This window comes from Pseudomonas graminis, from assembly GCF_004364335.1.
Taxonomy (GTDB): domain Bacteria; phylum Pseudomonadota; class Gammaproteobacteria; order Pseudomonadales; family Pseudomonadaceae; genus Aquipseudomonas; species Aquipseudomonas graminis_D.
This window is the reverse complement of sequence record NZ_SOCR01000015.1, coordinates 131811-147903: the sequence shown is the minus strand read 5'-3', so window position 1 is coordinate 147903 and position 16093 is coordinate 131811. Positions and strand designations below refer to the sequence as shown.

Annotated in this window: 12 protein-coding genes; 3 read left to right on the top strand and 9 right to left on the bottom strand. The window is 57.0% G+C overall.

From position 1 onward, the window contains the following. Positions 1 to 227: 227 nt before the first annotated feature. The 3 genes from EC919_RS24535 to EC919_RS24520 form a co-directional block, all read right to left on the bottom strand. Positions 228 to 668 carry a hypothetical protein gene (locus tag EC919_RS24535; RefSeq protein WP_133776886.1) on the bottom strand — a complete coding sequence of 147 codons (441 nt, stop codon included), beginning with the start codon at positions 666 to 668 and terminating at the stop codon, positions 228 to 230. Positions 669 to 1609: 941 nt separating this feature from the next. Beyond that, positions 1610 to 1777 carry a hypothetical protein gene (locus tag EC919_RS27230; RefSeq protein WP_162839073.1) on the bottom strand — a complete coding sequence of 56 codons (168 nt, stop codon included), beginning with the start codon at positions 1775 to 1777 and terminating at the stop codon, positions 1610 to 1612. A 737-nt stretch (positions 1778 to 2514) separates the two neighbouring features. Beyond that, entirely contained in the window at positions 2515 to 2799 is a 285-nt protein-coding gene (locus EC919_RS24520) for a helix-turn-helix domain-containing protein (protein WP_133776885.1), read from the bottom strand. 622 nt (positions 2800 to 3421) lie between these two features. On the opposite strand from EC919_RS24520, the gene EC919_RS27995 reads away from it, so the two are divergent. From EC919_RS27995 to glyA, 3 genes are all read left to right on the top strand, one after another. Further along, positions 3422 to 3898, top strand: coding sequence for an MbcA/ParS/Xre antitoxin family protein (locus EC919_RS27995; protein ID WP_133776884.1), 477 nt, complete (start codon positions 3422 to 3424; stop codon positions 3896 to 3898). Between the two features lie 819 nt (positions 3899 to 4717). Beyond that, entirely contained in the window at positions 4718 to 8539 is a 3822-nt protein-coding gene (locus EC919_RS24505) for a sensor domain-containing protein (RefSeq protein WP_432213846.1), read from the top strand. A gap of 234 nt (positions 8540 to 8773) precedes the next feature. After that, positions 8774 to 10027 (top strand): serine hydroxymethyltransferase, encoded by a 1254-nt coding sequence (gene glyA / locus EC919_RS24500; protein WP_133776882.1) that lies wholly within the window; start codon positions 8774 to 8776, stop codon positions 10025 to 10027. A gap of 154 nt (positions 10028 to 10181) precedes the next feature. Here the strand turns inward: glyA and EC919_RS24495 are convergent, their stop codons facing one another. The 6 genes from EC919_RS24495 to EC919_RS24470 form a co-directional block, all read right to left on the bottom strand. Next, complete coding sequence (locus tag EC919_RS24495) at positions 10182 to 10568, bottom strand: hypothetical protein (RefSeq protein WP_133776881.1); 387 nt, start codon at positions 10566 to 10568, stop codon at positions 10182 to 10184. Next, a complete protein-coding gene (locus EC919_RS24490) occupies positions 10556 to 10828 on the bottom strand; it encodes a hypothetical protein (protein WP_133776880.1) in 273 nt (90 codons plus the stop codon). Before EC919_RS24490 ends, EC919_RS24495 begins: the two co-directional genes overlap by 13 nt. A 540-nt stretch (positions 10829 to 11368) precedes the next feature. Further along, complete coding sequence (locus EC919_RS24485; protein WP_133776879.1) at positions 11369 to 12319, bottom strand: hypothetical protein; 951 nt, start codon at positions 12317 to 12319, stop codon at positions 11369 to 11371. 153 nt (positions 12320 to 12472) lie between these two features. Further along, positions 12473 to 13450: a GTPase gene (gene yjiA / locus EC919_RS24480; protein WP_133776878.1), complete on the bottom strand. Its 978-nt coding sequence runs from the start codon at positions 13448 to 13450 to the stop codon at positions 12473 to 12475. A gap of 209 nt (positions 13451 to 13659) precedes the next feature. Then, a complete protein-coding gene (locus tag EC919_RS24475) occupies positions 13660 to 13857 on the bottom strand; it encodes a YbdD/YjiX family protein (protein ID WP_065987541.1) in 198 nt (65 codons plus the stop codon). A 26-nt stretch (positions 13858 to 13883) separates the two neighbouring features. Then, positions 13884 to 15953, bottom strand: a complete 2070-nt coding sequence (locus tag EC919_RS24470; RefSeq protein WP_133776877.1) for a carbon starvation CstA family protein — start codon at positions 15951 to 15953, stop codon at positions 13884 to 13886. Between the last annotated feature and the right edge of the window lie 140 nt (positions 15954 to 16093).

The following is a 16093-nucleotide window of genomic DNA, read 5'->3' as shown; positions in this document are numbered from 1 at the left end:
CGTTGTTTTTTTTGTTGAGGTGTTTGTGTGGGTGGCGAGCGGCTGCTTCTGTTCGGGTTTAGCCGCGTGCTGGGCGGCTGCTTTGGGTCGATAGCTGCCCCTCCCCGGCGATCCCTCCAGCCCATAGCAGCCAGTGGAGACATGCAGATAACGGTAAAAAGCATAACTTGAAAAAGGTGCCATTTCACATGGGGAGCTATTAAGGACTTCGCATTTGTTAAGTTCAGCTAGTTACCACCATATACCTCACCCCGCTGCTGAAGGGCGACAAAGGCGGCGGCTGTTATCTGTTGATCTGTCCAGTTCCTGGTTAACCATATGGTCAGAGACGCGCCGGATAGCTGCCACCACAGCATCTGTTGACTTGTGTTTTGTTTGATCAGGTGATCAGAAGCCACCCACCAGGCGACTCGCATATTCCTATCAGTTTTCCCTTTCAAAATGAAAAGGTCGTACAGATACGTATACGGACTTAACGGCACTATTACCGGCTCGCCTGAGACTTTGGCGAGGCTCCATACCCACTCACGCTGCGGTGCCGATATAGCCTGAGGTGGAGGCAAAGGGTACTGCGAAATTCTATAAAGGCCGACCCAATAGGCCCCCCAAGGCAGGATGAGCGCGAGTCCGAGAATTCCGATGAGCAAAAAGCCGATACGACGCATCATGAGGGAAGTGTCCTTTTGCCAGAAATTAACCATCGTACATCGGTAACTTCTGCTTATGGCCGACTGCTGACGTTGATGAACAAAGCCATCCAGTACGGATCTAGTTATCAATCCAGTAGTGTAACCTTCAATTGAGGGTATCGTTCTGGGCGTATAAAAGCGGCGGAAGCGCATGTATCGTCGGTTACTCAAAGCGCATGCGGAAGGAGGCGGGATATGGACAGCGAGCAAAGGGTTGAGCAATGGAATGCATGTTGGATGATCGTTGCTGGGCGAGCGGTGTGCACTGGATGCCTTGAAAGCCAGGCCCTGGAAGACAGCGAGAACCCGTTTTCTCACGCCCACGCGTGCAAGACTTACGATGAGAAATCTAAGCACCCGTGGATTGCGCTACACGATATCCTAGACTGCGCCAGAGGATAACTAGCCAACTCAACCTTACCACGTCACGCCTCTGAGACCCGCCGAGCAGTCTCGTGGGTCAGCTATCGGCCAGAGCCAGCCACTCCATAGTTTGTGCGCTACGCTGTAATGGAGTTAACCCTACACTGGATTGTTGCTAGTCCAGCAGCACGCTCCGCAAAATGGTTGCCTTGCTTGGCAGCTTCTAGGAAGATGGATCGCGTCAGATGATCACTGTGAGATCTGGCAGAACGCTCCCAACCGTTTTGCCACCATAAGCCGCCCTACTAAAGGCGGCTTTTTTGTTTGCAAATAATCGCTACCTCTAAGGCATTGTATTCAACTGGAGCGAAGATGCCCCGGCTGCACCGTATGCGAACCTGAGACGACTCGTTGCAGGCTGGTCGCGGGGTCAGCAATGCTAAAGCCGATCCCTGATGCTTAAGCGAAGTCCTGAAGCAGGTATTGAGCCAAAGCAGCCGCCCATATCCTTGCGAATTCAGGCCGCGCTAACCATGGGAAAGTCGGGCCGGGGCAGCCTAAGCTTTACCGCTCAAAGGCTTGCCAGCAAACGCGGTGGCCCCAACGCGACCAAATGCCTCAATTGCAGAGTCATTAAAAAAGCTTTTGTACCCTGCCGATTGCTGGATCTTCTTTAGCTTCGCACGCGCTGCGGCCTTCACGTCTTCATTTTCTTTGGTTTTCATGCCCGTCCTCCAGGATCGGTTCGCTGTGGACAACGTTAGCTTTTGCAGTTCGGATGTCAACGCATTCCGGTATCGACGGATACCTGGTCTCGGTTCTCTGCGCTGGCACCCGATTCAGCACTTAGTGCCTTGAGTGCTACGCCTCCATCAGCCAACTCGATACTTTGCAATCCCGGGGCCATGGCATCTCGCAATTTTCAGCACAAATTCACTTATTGACGTATGTCCGACTCGGGCATCGTGGTTGAACTCATCTTCTGCGCTCGCGCATGGTCGACTGACAGCTATCGACCCAAAGCAGCCGTTTTACAATGGATAGTGGCAGAAAAAGGACTGGTTCCTGGCATCCCGACGTGATCACAATCGCATGCGGGTCAACCTACAGGTCTTCGCCGGTAACAAGGTGCTCGCTGATCAGTCCATGGATGATGCCAGCGGTAGGCCCATACTGATAGATAGTTGAGAGGGGAACTAATCGTACCGCTTGCAATAACGCCCTCTGGTGGCCAGCACCATGATTCAGGCGAGTGGGGCTAGGTGGCTATCGAGGATAAGGAGGACGATCCGTTTGATCTCATGCCGCCGGCTTTGCTGAGCTCAGGATAGGCACTTTGCTTGCAGCCTTATCCACGATCGCCAAGGTCAAATCGGCAAGCCGCCTTGGATCATTCAATCCACAGGGTGGGTCAATGCTCAATCAGCGCCTACACGCGTCTGGCAAATTGATGTGTCCACTACTAAAGCATGCCGAGTTCCTCCAGCTCCATGTCGATTTGTTGTAGCAGCGCCTTACGAGCGACCGCACGTTCTTGGGCTAGGAATGCTGCCGTGATGAGCGTGGCAGGGTGGACGCTAAGTACCTCAGCCAGCTGCGTTACCTTGTCAATAGTCGGGCACTTCAACCCACGTTCCAGCGTGCTCAGATACGTCCTGCTACTAACGTCTGAGAAGTCTTCTTGGGTGAGGCCCCTTTGCTTGCGGATGTCCCGAAGGACCTGCCCAAACGCGATGCTCAGTTCCAATTTTCAGGCTCACAAAAGGAACGATCAAGCCTTCTTGAGTCCTATAGAGCTACAATCTATAGTGTTCATTTTGGAGGGGCTTATGTTCACTACCTACCGAAGCTCTGAGATTCAGTTACCCGACCTCGGCTATCCTCAATATGGCGCCACGCAGATCTGGCCATACGTTGAGCAGGAACTCATGTATCCGTGGTTTTACCTAAGCGTAGTTCGGGTAGGCGCGACCGAGTCGGATACGTATATGCTTATGATTCAGCATGCACGGGACGTAGTTTCGCTAGTGCGTCGTGAAACCTTTCGGATGAGGGTTGAGGGGGTCCAAATTGTTACCCCTGCACACGTGAACGGTACTGATCGCTGGCTTATGGAGCCCGTCAAAAAAATATCTGTTCTCGAATCCCCCAGCCTAGGCGGACCATGTGAGGCATTCGAGGTCGATGGGGGTAACTGCTATAGCCTTTCTGGATCAGGGGTTTTAGAGAATGCCACCTTGATACAGGTGATCTTCGACGCCGCAACCGATCTTAAGAATTCCCGATAGCGTTGCTCGTCAATCAGCGTATAAGCCGCATCGGCTAGATCCTGTGGCAGGCTACCCCGTCTAAACTGGCAATGATATGCGATGGAAGATCTAATACCGGACTCTAATCCCAGACCTAGCCCGGCTCGGGGGCCGACAGAGACGCTGACAAAGCGCCCTCTTCAGGAGCTTGGAGGCCTGGACCTCGTGATACTCGTCTTGCAGGGGTTTGCGCTGCAGGACGTACAGATGATGCTTTCCAGTTCAACGCTGTACACGAAGCGAAATGTGATCGGGCTGATAACGGGGAAGTCTCAGCGGAAGGTCAATCAGCTGCTAAATTCTGGCCTAGGAATGGATCGGCTCAATGCCCAACAAAGCGCAATGGCATTCCAGTTCGCGAAGACGCTAGAGCACGCGATTGCGGTTTTAGGTACACAAGCGATGGCGGAAGACTGGCTGTGCCGATCATCTAGGCATTTATCGGGACTCACTCCAGTCGAGCTCCTCGAAACGTCAGTTGGGTTCATTACGGTTGAGCGTTATCTCACGCAGATTCAACACGGGATATACGTGTAGAAGCAGCCGAAAGACAATCAAGTAAACCCATTCCACTTTTTTTGAAAGACGCGGCTGTATGCCTGATACGGATCGAGCAGTCGCTGAGTTGAAGGCGGCGAAAAGCACTGCTTTTCACCAGCGCTGATATTTCAGCGGAGAGTGGGATTACTACGTCTCGTGACAAGCTAACCGGGGTTTGGTCCACTCACGGTCCCGAGCAACTCGGGAACTGTTCAAAAAGTTAAGTTTCAATGCCTTAATTTGACCTGAAATCCGCAAAAGCTAACGAAAAACTCTACGCGGCCACAGGAGCGAGGGAAAAAAGGAGACTGGATAGGCTGGGAACCCAGCAATCATCAGGGCTCAACTGCAGATCGCAAAACATGACTAAAACTCAATAGGGCAGATAGACGTATTGAGCCATGGAATGAAAACCTGGAATGAGACTGTGAATAAAGGCGCGAGCTTGGTGCTGCGTCGCAAAAAATGCGTTTATCTTCGCGCCGCAACTTGCCGTAGCGCAATTCCGGGCCTTGAATTGATCAGAGCCAGACCGGCGCGCCAGGGCATAGTTCCGAGGACCGGTATTAAAGCTGGAGCAATGCTTGCAAGACTTTTGAAGCGTGCAAGCACGCCGTGCAAAAACCGGCGCGTCGCGCGTGGCGCAAAGCTACCCGAATGCACGCAACAGGGCAAACCGTCTGGCCCAATAGCGCTGGCACTTTGCCACAGCTCGGTGGCATGCTAGCCGCCTTTTGCGCTCCGGGCTTATAGTGCGTTTCGCACATGCTGATTCAGTCCAGTAGTCAGGATCACAGTTTGTTCAAACCGACCCCCATTTCACCCCTGCGCCCATCCGATAGCGCAACGACTGTGCCTTTGAGAGGCGTGCTCAGAGGTGCGCTCGCGGTCCTGGTCCTGATGATGCTGATGCTGTTGTTATGGCAGATGATTGAGCAGTTCCAGCAGTCTCAGGAACGTCAGCACAAGCGCAGCATTGACTACAGCGTGCAGCTCGCCGACCGGTTGAGCCTGAACATGGCCCTGGACGCACAAGTGGCGCTGAACGTGCTCGACGCATCACATGATGCGTCGCAATCTGCAGACGAATCAGCGACAGTGGTGGCCAGTCTGCGCCAATCCATGCCATCCGTGAAAAGCGTGATCTGGCTCGACAGCAACGGGAATGTCAGCGCCGACAGCGACGGCGAGACCCGTGACGTTGGCTTTTTGACCCAGATGCATTCGGTCATCCAGGGTCACCCGTACTTTTATGCCAACGACCCAAGCGCCTCGACGTTCTATCTGTTCATCCGTCAGCCCGGCACAGGCGATGAACGTTACTGGGCGCTGCGGCTCAAGCCCGACACGCTGAAATCCCTGACCCGCCAGAGCGATCTGGATTACCAGCCCGTCTGGCTGCTGGAAGATATCAGCAGTCACCGCCCTCTTTATAAAAACCTGCCAGACGCCAGTCTGTCCGCTGACAGCGAGTTGCAGACCGTCCATCTGCAACCGCTGCCCCATAGCGACTGGCAACTGCGCGGCCTGTTCGACTTACAGAAAGCCCGCCAGACGCAGCTCTTTCCGCTGATCGGCAAATGCCTGCTCGCCCTGCTCTGTTCCATCATTCCCTTGTTCGCGTTGCGCAGCCTGCGCCGTCGTCAACTCCAGCTGCATCAAAGCCGTCGCCGCTACAAAGACATTTTTGAAGGCACCGGCGTCGCGCTGTGCGTGCTGGACCTTTCCGGTCTGCCGGCTTATCTAAAGCACTTGCAAGTGAACACCGGCGAAGACCTGAACGCGCGCCTGATCAGCCAGCCTGAGCAAATCACCGACCTGCTTCAGCAGCTGCGCATCACCGAGGTCAATCAGGTCGCTGCTCAACTGTTGCGCGCAGAATCGGCACAGCGGGTCTGGCAGCAGCTGATTGAAGGTTGCCCCCGCGCCAGGAACGGCATCGGTCTGCAGATACTCCAGGCCGTGCTGGACGGGCAACGTCAGCTGGAACTCGAAATCCTGCTACCGGGCGACCAAGGCAGTGACCAGCATCTCTGGCTGGTCATGCGGCTACCGGAGCAACTCGAAGACTTGAATGCCGTCATCCTCAGCATCAGCGATTTCACCAAGCGCAAGCAGGCCGAGCTCTCGCTGCAGGAGCGGGAACGGTTCTGGTCGGATGTGGTGCGCACGGTTCCCGACCATCTGTATGTACAGGATGTGGTCACGCGGCGAATGATTTACAGCAACCATCACTTGGGCGAGACGCTGGGTTATAGCCGGGCCGAACTGGACGAAATGGGCGAATACTTCTGGGAGCTGTTGCTGCACGCGGACGATCTCGGCGCCTATGAACAATTACGCCGCGCCCATGGCGAGTCTGGCAGCAGCGAGACGATTCATCGTCAGCTACGCTTTCGTGACCGGCATGACAGCTGGCGCTTGTTCGACATCCGCGAACAAGCGCTGGCAGCCGACAACGACGGTCAGGTCAGGCGCATCGTGGGCGTCGCCAAGGACATCACTGACCAAGTAGAAGCCAGCCAGTCGCTGCGCGAGAGCGAACAGCGTTACCGGATGCTGGCGGAAAGCATCAGCGATGTGATTTTCTCCACCGATCGGCAGCTGCGAGCCAACTACATCAGCCCATCGGTCAATACAGTGCTGGGCTACAGTGCCGAGTGGATTCTGCAGAACGGCTGGAAGGCGATCATTGCCAACCCTCAGCAGCTCAGCGGCTTTCACGCGCTGATGCAGCGGATCAAAAAAGCGTTGAACAAGCCCGAAGCGCTGGCGGACCTGCGCAGCGAGATCACCACTCAGTTGTTCCTGTTCGATTGCCTGCGCGCCGATGGTCGCAAGATTCCCGTGGAGCTGCGTCTGGTCCTGGTGTGGGATGAATCCGGGGCGTTTGAAGGCGTTCTCGGCGTGGGACGTGACGTCGGCCAGCAGCGGCGCGCCGAAAAAGACCTGCGCATGGCGGCGACAGTATTCGAACACTCGACCTCGGCCATTCTGATCACCGACCCTGCGGGCTATATCGTGCAGGCCAACGACGCCTTTACCCGGGTCAGTGGCTACGCCGTGTCGCAGGTGCTGGATCAACTGCCGATGATGCTGACCGTCGAGAATCAGCAGGGCGCCCACTTGGGTTACATCCTCAAGCAACTGAGCCAGCGCGGCAGCTGGGAGGGTGAGTTGTGGCTCAAGCGTCGCGACGGCGAGCACTACCCGGCCTGGGTCGGAATTACCGCCGTGCTTGACGACGAAGGCGATCTGGCCAGCTACGTGTGCTTCTTCAGCGACATCAGCGAGCGCAAGGCCAGCGAGCAGCGTATTCATCGGCTGGCTTATTACGACGCACTGACCCATCTGCCCAACCGCACGCTGTTTCAGGATCGTCTGCACAGCGCGTTGCAACACGCCGAGCGTCAACACACATGGGTGGTGTTGATGTTCCTCGACCTGGATCGCTTCAAACCAATCAACGATTCGTTGGGCCATGCCGCCGGCGACCGGATGCTCAAGGAAATGGCCTTGCGCCTGCTCGGATGCGTCGACGAGGACGACACCGTAGCGCGCATGGGCGGTGACGAATTCACGCTGCTGCTGCAACCCCGTCCCACCCAACAGGCGGCGCTGAACCGGGCGATTCATGTGGCCGAGCAGATTCTCGCCAGCTTGGTGAAACCCTTCGTGCTGGAAGGCCGTGAGTTTTTCGTAACGGCCAGTATCGGCATCGCGCTGAGCCCTCAGGATGGCAACGAACTGAGCCAGTTGATGAAGAACGCCGACACGGCGATGTACCACGCCAAAGAACGCGGCAAGAACAACTTCCAGTTTTATCAAGCCGACATGAACGCCAGCGCCCTTGAGCGCCTGGAGCTGGAAAGCGACCTGCGCCATGCCTTGGAGCAAGGCGAGTTCACGCTGTATTACCAGCCGCAGTTCAGTGGCGACGGCAAGCGCCTTACCGGTGCCGAGGCTTTGTTGCGCTGGCGTCATCCGCGTCGCGGCCTGGTGCCGCCCGTGGAGTTCATCCCGGTGCTCGAAGAGCTCGGTCTGGTGGTCGAAGTCGGCGAATGGGTACTCCGGGAAGCTTGCCGCCAGTTGCGCGAGTGGCATCTGGCGCGGGTTCGCGTACCGAAGGTGTCGGTAAACATTTCCGCACGGCAGTTTTCGGACGGTCAGTTGGGCACGCGCATCGCCGGCATCCTCTTGGAAATCGGTCTGCCGCCCGCCTGCCTCGAACTTGAACTGACTGAAAGCATCCTGATGCGTGAGGTGAGCGAAGCCATGCAGATTCTGGCCGGGCTCAAGCGGCTGGGCCTGAGCATTGCGGTCGATGACTTCGGCACCGGCTACTCGTCGCTGAATTACCTGAAGCAGTTCCCCATCGACGTGCTGAAGATCGACCGCACGTTCGTCGATGGCCTGCCGTCCGGCGAACAGGACGCACAAATCGCCCGGGCGATCATCGCCATGGCCCACAGCCTCAACCTGTCGGTGATCGCCGAGGGCGTGGAAACCCACGAGCAACTCGAGTTCCTGCGCGAACATGGCTGCGACGAAGTTCAGGGCTACCTCTTCGGCCGCCCCATGCCGGCAACGCGGTTCGAGGCGCAGTTCAGCAACGACGCGCTGTTCATGCTCGACTGAAGAAACACCGATCACCTGTAGGAGCGCGCTTGCCCGCGAACCATTCGTACATACGACACAATCTGTCTGGCCCAAAATCGCATCGCGGGCAAGCGCGCTCCTACCAGGTCATGCGTCAGTCATTCTCCCGCATGAAAACCGCTTGTCCCGGACATGACCCGCTTTCATATGCCAGATAAAACCCGATGGGTTAGAATGCCCCCCTTTTCTACTGCCCTATCCCCGAGGACCGCCATGTTCAGCCGCAATTTGACCATCGCCAAGTACGACGCCGACCTGTACGCCGCCATGGAACAGGAAGCCAAGCGTCAGGAAGATCACATCGAGCTGATCGCCTCGGAGAACTACACCAGCCCGGCCGTCATGGAGGCCCAAGGCTCGGTCCTCACCAACAAATACGCTGAAGGCTACCCAGGCAAGCGTTACTACGGTGGCTGTGAGTACGTCGACATCGTCGAGCAGCTGGCCATCGATCGCGCCAAGCAACTGTTCGGCGCCGATTACGCCAACGTCCAGCCACACGCCGGCTCCCAGGCCAACAGCGCGGTGTACCTGGCGCTGCTCAATGCTGGCGACACCATCCTGGGCATGAGCCTGGCCCACGGCGGTCACCTGACCCATGGCGCCAGCGTATCCTCCTCGGGCAAGCTGTATAACGCCGTTCAGTACGGCATCGACGGCAACGGCTTGATCGACTACGACGAAGTCGAGCGTCTGGCCGTTGAGCACAAGCCAAAGATGATCGTCGCCGGTTTCTCGGCCTATTCGCAGATCCTCGACTTCCCGCGCTTTCGCGCCATCGCTGACAAAGTCGGCGCTTACCTGTTCGTCGACATGGCGCACGTAGCCGGTCTCGTCGCTGCAGGCGTTTACCCGAACCCGGTGCCGTTCGCTGACGTCGTCACCACCACCACCCACAAAACCCTGCGCGGCCCTCGTGGCGGCCTGATCCTGGCGCGCGCCAATGCCGAGATCGAGAAGAAGCTGAACTCTGCTGTTTTCCCGGGCGGTCAGGGCGGTCCTCTGGAGCACGTCATCGCGGCCAAGGCGATCTGCTTCAAGGAAGCGCTGCAGCCTGAGTTCAAGACCTACCAGGAACAAGTGGTGAAAAATGCCAAGGCCATGGCCGGCGTGTTCATCGAGCGCGGTTTCGACGTGGTGTCCGGCGGTACTGAAAACCACCTGTTCCTGCTGTCGCTGATCAAGCAGGACATCTCCGGTAAAGACGCCGACGCCGCACTGGGCAAAGCGTTCATCACCGTGAACAAGAACTCGGTGCCCAACGATCCACGCTCCCCGTTCGTCACCTCCGGCCTGCGCTTCGGCACCCCGGCCGTGACCACGCGCGGCTTCAAGGAAGCAGAGTGCAAGGAACTGGCCGGCTGGATCTGCGACATCCTGGCAGACCTGAACAACGAAGCGGTGATCAACGCCGTTCGCGAGAAGGTCCAGGCCATCTGCGCCAAGCTGCCGGTTTACGGCGCTTGATCTGACGCAGTAGCGGTTGCATAAAAAGCCCGGCTAGATAGCCGGGCTTTTTGTTGAGACTGTCTCCTTGCATCTGCTTCTTGCCTAAGTCGAAGAGGCGCAAGTCATCAGGAGTTAGGGTTGAGATTTCGATGGTCTTTCAATCAAGAACTGGCTATGGCCGGCCCATTTTCAGACGCAAGCAAATCAGGCCGAGTGCACAAAGAAGACCTACCGCCGAATAAAAAAAGAACTTGATCCAAAACCGAAAGTGCCGAGGAAGCTTCTGAAGCTTGTACACGGGAATGACTTCCTGCTTTTTAAAAGCTCCCGGCACAATCAAAATCATAGTTATAAACGATTCGCGCATTCTTCGGCCCAGCCTTGTATCACCATAATAGTCTGCGTGTAGACCGATCATCTCGATCTCGGAAAGATGGTCTTCAATCTGCTCCATGTATTTCAGGAAAAATATATAAGACGACACTAAATGGATGACGACTAAGACGAAATCCATAAACCCCAACCATACAGCTACGTCGTAAGAGATCAGAGTATCCATTCGTAGACCGTCTCCCCAAATGACTCACCGGCTATTTTGCCCAGGGCACCGCCTGCATAAGCGAAATTACCGCCGGCAATAATCCCGCAACCTAACGCAGCCAGCCCCATGGTAGGTGCACTAAACTCTGCAAAGCAAACGACCGGCGCGGCGTAAGCGCCTAATTCACCTCCGGCAAGTCCGAGAAGCACGCCCCCCCCCCCCGCTAATTGTGATCTTTCAAGGTAATGAGCCTGTCGACACAACTCTTCGCGTCCCATATAACAGGCTCCTTAATCTCCAGAGCGGTGGATGCCACGTTCAGTCCAATTCCAACCTCCGTCCCGTGCTTTAAAAATTTCGCTGCTTTGGCGATCCGTCAGTTCGCGATGCATACACCGTATTTCCCAGTGCGATATAGATTCGGATGTATGACTGTCAGATTGCGGACTCTTGTGACACCTTTATCAAGTAGCCCAACAGGGCGAGGCAGAAACCATTGATGTAAAGAAAAACATAGATCCCCCATATGCAGCGCTTTAGGCGAAGGGAAATGCGCTTGTGAGCGTCTTTAGCCGTATCGCCTCGCCGGTACATGGCGTTTGGGAAGGTAATAACCATCATTACCATATTGAATCTCATGTGCCTGCCTATAAACCCGCCTTGCCAGATACTTCGGAAGTCCCTGATGCACCTGCAGTCAGATAATTGGTGTTCGAGATACTCTATGTTTCTGTAGGTAAACCACGCCATTAGTACGATGTTGATCCACATCGAAAAACATAGGATAAGACTCGATATGCCCAAGGCTATGGAATGCATTACGGAATCCACTCGTAGATTAGCTCTCCCTGATATTTCCCGATGCTTTCACCTATCAGCCCCCCAGCGTATCCCCCTAGTGCGCTGGTTGCGATGCCGCACCCAAGCGCTCCGACCCCTCCTGTCGAAGCTCCCATTACGACGATGCAGATTGGAGTGAGTGTTGAGGCTCCTAAGGAGCCACCTACAATCCCTCCGGCAACGCCATAAATAAATTTTCCGCTTTCTGTATATTTGGCTCTTGTGCACGTTTCCGTCCTGCCCACAGAACAAGCTTCCTTGACCTCAAGGCCCGCTGAAATTGCGTTAAGCCCAATGCCCACTGGCGTCCCATGCTTCAACAACTTCGCCACCTTGGCGACTTTCGCAATTCGTGCGGCGTAGCCCTGTATCTCCCCAGTGCGCAGATAACTTTTGGTCGATAACCCCAGCATCTTTTTCAGTGGGCCTTTTTTAGTCAACCCAGTCCCCCAGCGGGCGATACCTTCCAGCTGAACATCCAGCCTGGCAAACAACACTCGCCGTTGATTGATGAATTCCTGCCGGGCGATGGGCGTGCCGCGTGCCAGCGACAGCTTGTACAGCCGCTCGATTTCTTCGAGGGTTTTCTGCACGCCATTGAGGTGCTTGCTCCAGCTGCCTGTGGCGGCGCCGATACCCAGCGACCCGTAACTGAGCATGTTCTGCATCAGGTCGTAGTTCTTGATCAGTTCGCTGCCCGAGCCTTTAACCTGTCGATGGACGTTCCGCGCCAGGTTCATCAGTTCGGTTTCTTCTGCCGTCAGGCTGCCTGTCGAACCGTCGCTGACAATCACCAATTGTCCTGGCATGACCACAGCGTTACGGATGTGCGCGTTCAGCACGTCAAACTTTGAATTCCCGCCGACCCGAGTCTTGATCGTGAAACAGGTTTGTATGCGGTCATTGATGAACACGTAGGGCTTGGACATGAGGCTGCCCGTCCTTGCTTGACTTCAGATCCAGCAAGGATAGGGACGGGATGTGGGGTTTAGAAGCGCAGGCAGGGGGGTTGAAAGTACGATTCGGAACGGTCCTACGCAGGCGGCATAGCTCGTCTTACGGACCATTCCCGCACGCGATACTTAATCTGCAGCAACGCCTGCAAAGCCGGCCCGGATCTTCTCCTCCGGCAGTTCGTCGGCAATGAACACAATCACGCTTTCGCGCTTCTCGCCCTGCGCCCACTCCACGTCAAAGTCAAATCCGTACAGCTTCAATACGCCCTGAAACACCAGCTTGCGGTCTTCGCCGGCGATGTTCAGCACGCCTTTGTAGCGCAGCAGTTGCTTGCCGTGCTCTTCCAGCAACTCGTTCATGAAGGTGCTGAGCTTGTCGATATCCAGCGGCTGGTGACTGCGCAGGACAAGGCTGCTGATGCGGTCGATGGAGCGGCCTGCCGGCGCCGCCGGGCGCAGGCTCATTCCGCCGATGTCGGCGTTGAGGTTGAAGCCGCGCACATCCAGCAGCTCGGCGAGGTCGATCTTGCCGTGCTCGACCACACGGATCGGCGCGCGTCGGTTGATGCGAGTTAGTCGTTCGCTTAGCGCTTTGAACGTCGACTCATCCACCAGATCGGTCTTGCTCACCAACAGTCGATCTGCGAAGCCGATCTGCGCCTGAGCGATGGTCTGTTCCAGGTGCGTGTCGGCGTGGGCCGCGTCGACCAGCGTGATGATGCCGTCGAGGATGTAGCGTTCGCGCAGCTCCTCGTCGATGAAGAAGGTCTGCGCCACCGGTGCCGGGTCTGCCAGGCCGGTGCATTCGATGACCAGCCTATCAAAGGCGATCTCGCCGCTGTCGAGGCGCTCCAGCAGCAGATACAACGCTTTGGTAAGGTCGGTGTGAATGGTGCAGCAGACGCAGCCGTTGGACAGGGTCATCACCTGAACGGGCTCGTCGCCCAGCAGCTGGGTGTCTACGCCGGCGTCACTGAATTCGTTCTCGATCACGGCGATCTTCAGGCCGTGCTCTTCCTTGAGCAGATGGCGCAGCAGAGTGGTTTTGCCGGCGCCGAGAAAGCCACTGAGGATGGTGACGGGGATTGGGTGCGAAGCGGTCATGGGTTCTCCTGACATGTCACTGCTCAGACTGTGGGAGCGCGCTTGCCCGCGAAGGCGATCTGTCTGCACCCTCTTCGGAAACAGTTGAAATGCCTTCGCGGGCAAGCGCGCTCCTACACGGTGGAACGGCTGCCGGTGGAAGTGGCAGACGCGAACGCGCCACGACTGGCGTGGCGCGTTGTTGAAACGGCGTTGCAGGAATCAATCCGTTAACAGCACTTGGGCCCGCCCTTCCCGCCGTAACGTGCGTCCTGGCGCTCCCGGAAGAATGCTTCGTAGGACATCACCGGTTTGTCCGGATGGGTCTTCTGCATATGCTCAACGTAGTTGTCGTAATCCGGCATGCCCACCATGAGGCGAGCGGCCTGACCGAGATACTTACCCAGGCGACTCAGATCGTTGAACATAGGCAGCTCCTCGCGTTACAGCGCACTCAATGGGTTTCCGGGAAGGCCTGGAACGGCGATTCCTTGTCGGTACGCTCTTTCTTGACCCACGCCGCACGACCGACCTTCAGCGCATAGAACAGAATGCTCAGGACCACGAACAGGAACAGCGTGGTCAGGGTGGCGTTGGTGTAGGCGTTGAAGATCACATGCTGCATCTGATCCATGGTCTTGGCCGGGGCCAGCACCTGACCGGCGTCGGCCGCCGCGCTGTATTTCTTAGCCAGTGCCAGGAAGCCAACCGCAGGGCTCGGGTCGAACAGCTTGATGAAACCTGCTGTGACGGTGCAGATCAGCAGCCACGAAGCCGGCAGGATGGTGACCCAGACGTACTGTTGACGCTTCATTTTGATCAGCACAACGGTCGCCAGCATCAGCGCGATGCCCGCCAGCATCTGGTTAGAGATACCGAACAGTGGCCACAAGGTGTTGATCCCGCCCAGCGGATCGATCACGCCCTGATACAGCAGATACCCCCAGAGCGCGACGCAGCCACCGGTGCCGATGGCGTTGGCGGTCCAGGACTCGGTGCGTTTCAGCGCAGGCACGAAACTGCCGAGCAGATCCTGCAGCATGAAGCGGCCGGCACGGGTACCGGCATCCACTGCGGTCAGGATGAACAGCGCTTCAAACAGAATCGCGAAGTGGTACCAGAACGCCATGGTGTTCTGACCCGGGAACGCCTGGTGCAGGATCTGTGCGATGCCCACTGCCAGCGTCGGTGCGCCGCCGGCACGTGCCAGCACAGTATTTTCACCGATGTCTTTCGCCACAGCGGTCAATTGATCCGGCGTGATGAGGAAGCCCCAACTGCTGACCATCTGCGCGACCGAAGCGACGTCCGAGCCGACGATGGCCGCAGGGCTGTTCATCGCGAAGTACACGCCTGGCTCGATCACCGAAGCCGCGACCATGGCCATGATCGCCACGAACGACTCCATCAGCATGCCGCCGTAACCGATGTAACGGGCGTTGACTTCGTTATCCAGCAGCTTCGGCGTGGTGCCCGAAGAAATCAGCGCGTGGAAGCCGGAAACGGCGCCACAGGCAATGGTGATGAACAGGAACGGGAACAGGGTGCCTTTCCAGACCGGGCCGGTGCCGTCGGTGAACTGCGTCAGCGCAGGCATTTTCAGCTCAGGCGCAAGAATCAGGATGCCGATCGCCAGCGCAATGATGGTGCCGATTTTAAGGAACGTGGACAGGTAGTCGCGAGGCGCCAACACCAGCCAGACCGGCAGCATGGCCGCGACAAAACCGTAGCCGACCAGCATCCAGGTGATCTGCACGCCAGTGAACGTGAACATCGGCGCCCACTCAGGGCTCGCTGCCACCAGACCACCGACCCATATCGACAGCAGCAACAGCACGACGCCCACCACCGAGATCTCGCCGATACGGCCCGGGCGGATGAAGCGCATGTAGATGCCCATGAACATCGCGATCGGAATCGTCGCCATGACCGTGAACATGCCCCATGGGCTCTCGGCCAGAGCCTTGACAACGATCAGCGCCAGCACCGCGAGGATGATGATCATGATCAGGAAGCAGCCGAACAACGCGATGGTGCCGGGAATGCGGCCCATTTCTTCGCGGACCATATCGCCCAGGGAGCGACCGTTTCGGCGCGTGGAGAGGAACAGGATCATGAAGTCCTGAACCGCACCCGCCAGCACGACGCCAGCGATCAGCCACAGCGTGCCGGGCAGGTAGCCCATCTGCGCGGCGAGCACCGGCCCGACCAGAGGGCCCGCGCCGGCAATGGCCGCGAAGTGGTGACCGAAGAGGATGTGTTTGTTGGTAGGAACGTAATCGAGCCCGTCGTTCTTGAGCACCGCGGGGGTGGCCCGGGTCGGGTCGAGTTGCATGACTTTGGTTGCGATGAACAGGCTGTAGTAGCGATAAGCGACCAGATAAATGGCCACTGCGGCAACCACAATCCAGAGTGCATTGATCGCCTCCCCGCGACGCAATGCAACCACTCCCAGCGCCCAGGCCCCAAGGATCGCAACCATCAGCCAGGGCACGTGGCGCAGCAGACCATTATTGTTTTTCATTTTTTTGATTCCAACTGAGTGGACTTATTTTTATTCAGCAAGCGGAGTTTAGCGCCGCCGGAGCGAAAGGCTACCCCCACGATGGTCTAGCGCTATATTTGTCCTATAGTCAATGCAGCGGGCGCTTCAGGCGCTGAAGG